Source organism: Bifidobacterium sp. POST2/T3 (B1) (assembly GCF_058197115.1).
Map to the genome: position 1 here is coordinate 1 of NZ_JBVPQK010000259.1, position 3,741 is coordinate 3,741.

3 protein-coding genes are annotated in these 3,741 nt (G+C 58.2%); all 3 read left to right on the forward strand.

The window, feature by feature from the left end; all coding sequences use genetic code 11:
• Window positions 1-879: pyridoxal phosphate-dependent aminotransferase (locus tag AC0AP0_RS10115; RefSeq protein WP_490430369.1), on the forward strand; the 879-nt coding region annotated here is incomplete at its 5' end.
• A 131-nt stretch (window positions 880-1,010) separates the two neighbouring features.
• The gene (locus AC0AP0_RS10120) at window positions 1,011-2,387 is read left to right on the forward strand and encodes an MFS transporter (protein ID WP_490430370.1); all 1,377 of its coding nucleotides are present in this window, start codon (window positions 1,011-1,013) and stop codon (window positions 2,385-2,387) included.
• A 70-nt stretch (window positions 2,388-2,457) separates the two neighbouring features.
• Window positions 2,458-3,741, forward strand: a 1,284-nt coding sequence (locus AC0AP0_RS10125) for a glycoside hydrolase family 3 N-terminal domain-containing protein (RefSeq protein ID WP_490430371.1), incomplete at its 3' end; no start/stop codon positions are given.

Sequence of the window (3,741 nt, forward strand, 5' to 3'; positions counted from 1 at the left end):
CTGATGAAGCTCCTCTGCGACCCGGGTGATGCCATTCTGGAGCCCCGGCCCGGATATCCTCTGATCGAATCCATCGCTGGTCTGGAATGTGTCCGAACAATTCCATACCGCCTGGCCTACGACGGGTCCTGGGTCCTGGACCTGGCCACGGTCAGAGAGGGCTTGGAGGGGCCTGAGAGCGACCGCATCCGCGCCCTGGTCCTTATCAACCCCAACAATCCCACGGGGTCCTACATTCATCCAGAAGAACGCCAGTCGCTGCTGGAACTCTGTCAGCGGCATGGGGTGGCCATCATCGCTGATGAGGTCTTTTTTGACTATCCCTTGGATCCTTTGCCGGGCCGCGCACGACTGGCTGGGGAGGATAGGGTGCTGACATTCGCCCTGGACGGGTTCTCGAAGAGCCTGGCAGCTCCCCATGCCAAGGTGGGCTGGATTCAGGTTTCCGGGCCAGCCGACCAGGTTGCCGAGGCCAAGCGCCATCTTGACCTGATAGCCGACGATTACTTGCCCATGAGTCTTCTTATCACCAGGGACATGGAGGCCATGCTATCGGATATTCCCAGCCAGACCAGCCGAGTGGGGGAACGAGTCAGGGGCAATCTCGAAATCCTTAGACAGGCATTGAACCAAAAGGAGTCCTGCGTCTCCCTGCTCAGGCCTGAGGGAGGCTGGAACGTTCTGTTGCGTTTTCCTCAGGTCATCGACGAGGAGGAACTGATTCTTCGGCTAATTGGGTCCTACGGGTTGACTGGCCAGCCCGGATATTTTTTCGACATGCCAGGCAACGGATATCTGGCCCTGTCGCTCCTTCCAGAATCCTTGGAATTCCGCCGAAATGTGGACGCAGTCGTCTCAGCTGTAGAAAAAATATTGTGATTATAACCCTCCTCTTGCCTGGTTTGCTCCGATAATAAGTTCTGAACAATTGTCGGTTATGGAAGGGGGAGATTGGCACGGCTCAATGATGAGCCACTGATTGCAAGGCTGCACACGAAGGAGTGATAACTATGGTAGACGAAAATAAGGATCGAAGGGGAAATCCAACTGAGGGGGTCGGTGCTCGAGTCAGGGGAGACATCAATGCCATGGCCTCTGTAGACGAGACTGGAAGCGCTGTCGCCGGACAGGGGGTGGATGCGAACCTGGCTCCAGATACGGGCAGAAGGCTCAACAGCACGGAGAAGTTCCGTTTTGCCATTGGCTTCGTCCTGGTATCCCTGCTTTGGGCCGCGCCCTTTACCATGGGGTCTGGGGTTCTCCTGCCTCAGATTTTCAATTCCCTGCATGGTGTCAGCGCTGAAGCTGCTCTGGGGACAATGAATTCGATTGGCTGTGTGTTCGCCTTGGTGGCCAACGTTGTATTCGGTGCTCTTTCAGACATGTCCAGGTTCCGAGTCGGCAAGCGCACTCCTTGGATCGTGCTGGGCGGTATCATCGGTGCACTTGGCTTCCTGCTGGTCATCCAGTCCCATACACTTCCCATGATCATCTTCGGCTGGTGCATTGTGCAGGTGGGCATCAACTGCCTGATAGCCCCGGCCGTGGCGGTCCTCTCCGACAGGATACCTGAGTCGACCAGGGGAACTTATTCGGCGCTGTATGGAGCTAGCCAGGTTGTCGGCCAGCAGTTGGGGACTATTATCGGTAGCTCGTTCATAGCCAACATCCATACCGGCCTGGTAGTCGCCATGATCATCTTCCTCTTCTCCGGTATTCTCACCGTGCTGATCTGGCCCCGGGAGAAGTCGGCTGCCAACACGGTCGTGGAACGAACCTGGGCAGATGTCGGCCGGTCCTTCATACCTCCCACTAAGAATTGCCGCGACTTCTACCTGGCGCTTCTGGGCAGGTTCACTTTCGTTGTCGGCTGCTTCATGATTCAGGGCTACCAGCTTTACATACTGCAGAAGTACTGCCACCTGAGCGATGCCCAGGCCGCATCCACACTCAAAATCATGGCCTTGATCTCGGTGGTGACAACCATTCTGGCCTCCATGGTCTCAGGCCCGCTCTCGGACTTCCTGCACAGGCGGAAGGTGATCGTAGCCACCAGCTGCCTGATTCTCGCCGTCGGCATACTCTTCCCCTTCCTGATGCCAACCGCCACGGGCATGTACTTCTATTCTGCTCTGGCTGGAATCGGCAACGGTTGCTATATGTCAGTCGACCAGGCGCTGAACGTCGATGTGCTGCCGAATGCCAAGGAAGCCGGCAAGGACCTGGGCATCCTCAACCTGGCCAATACGATCGGCCAGGTGATCGCCCCCGGGTGCACGACTTTGGTCATTGGCCTCTTCGGAGGCTACAGGATGATCTTCCCGGTCGCTATCGTTTGTCTGCTGGTGGGAACCGTATTCATCATGATGATCCGCAAGGTCAAGTGAGTCTGAAAACCTGTAATCCGGAGCTGTGCTGAGCAGCGGCCCGGCTGATCGAATCCGAAAGGACAAAGACATGACAGAACAAACACGTACCAAAGCCAAGGATCTGGACCTGCAAGAGGAGGCCTCGCTGACCTCGGGGTCCGACTCCTGGCACCTGCAGGGGCTGCCCGACAAGGGCTATGAAGGCTATATGATCACTGACGGTCCATATGGCTTGCGCAAAGCCACTGGCTCCGACGTCTACGGATCGGTCCCGGCCACCTGCTTTCCCCCGACTGCGGGTCTGGCCTCCTCCTGGAACCCCGATCTAACCTACCAGGTGGGCCAGGCCATGGGCGAGGAGTGCATCCAAGAGAAGGTGGCGGTGATTTTGGGCCCCGGCATCAACATCAAGCGCAGCCCTTTGGGCGGCCGCAACTTCGAGTTTTACTCGGAGGATCCTGTGCTGGCCGGCCATGAAGCTGCAGGTTTGGTCGAGGGGGTCCAGTCAAAGGGAGTGGGAACCTCTCTGAAGCATTTTGCAGCAAACAACCAGGAGACCGACCGACTCAGGGTCAGCTCTGACGTGGACGCGCGGACTCTGCGCGAGATCTACCTGCCGGCCTTCGAATATGTGGTCAGGAATGCCAAGCCCTGGACCATCATGTGCGCCTACAACAAGATCAATGGAGTCTTCAGTTCGGAGAACCGCTGGCTGCTGACGGACGTTCTGCGCGGCGAGTGGGGCTACCAAGGCATGGTCATGTCAGACTGGGGTGCCGTCCACAACAGGGTCAACGCCCTGCAGGCCGGACTCAATCTGGAGATGCCGCCCTCCCGCACTGATGACCAGGTAGTACAGGCCGTACAGGCTGGCAAGCTGAACAAGGAGCAGCTGGACCGGATGGCCCAGGGAATCCTGGACCTGATTGACAAAGCCCGTCCGGCCATGTCCCAGCAGGGATATCGTTACGACGCCCAGGAGCACAACAACGTGGCCCGTCGCGCTGCCCAGGAGTCCATCGTGCTGCTGCGCAACGAGGATCATATTCTTCCTCTTGACCCGCAGAAGAAGGTCGCTGTAATCGGCGAGTTCGCCAGGACCCCACGCTATCAGGGTGGAGGCTCCTCGCATATCACGCCGACCGAGGTCTCCTCAGCGCTGGATGGCTTCAAGGAGGCCGGCATGAGCGTGGACTTTGCGCCCGGTTTCACGCTGGATGACAAGGAGCAGGATCCCGCCTTGACCCAGCAGGCGCTTGAAGTTGCGCGCGGAGCCGACACTGTAGTGCTCTTCCTGGGGCTGCCTGAAGATGCTGAGTCCGAGGGCTTTGACCGCACCAGCATGGATCTTCCCGACAAGCAGGTGGCTCTG